The 273-nt window shown below is 72.9% G+C and carries 1 pseudogene; it reads right to left on the bottom strand.

From position 1 onward, the window contains the following. Positions 1-273 (bottom strand): annotated as a pseudogene (locus G6030_RS15730) (HNH endonuclease); the annotation flags it as partial.

Raw genomic sequence — 273 nt, 5'->3', positions numbered from 1 at the left:
GTGCCGTCGCGGAGCCGGACCCGGCGCGCCAACTGGGCGCTCGGCCGGTATCTCAGGGCGGCGGCGGTGTCGTCGGCGGCGCCGATGCGGGGGTCGACCTGTTCGAAGGTGGCCCCGTGGGAGGTGGCGAGTATTTCCATGAGGGTCTGCAGGGCGGCTTCGCCGGTGCGGGTGAACTCCACTCGCGCGCCGTGTTCGTCGCGGCCGTTGTCGCCGGTGGCGATGACGGTGACCTTCGGCCGCAACACCGGAGCCTGACCCTGCTCCCGGCCT

This window comes from Dietzia sp. E1 (assembly GCF_014145015.1).
GTDB classification, from domain to species: Bacteria; Actinomycetota; Actinomycetes; order Mycobacteriales; family Mycobacteriaceae; genus Dietzia; species Dietzia cinnamea_A.
Note: the sequence above shows the minus strand (reverse complement) of the source record. Positions and strands in the feature narration are given on the sequence as shown.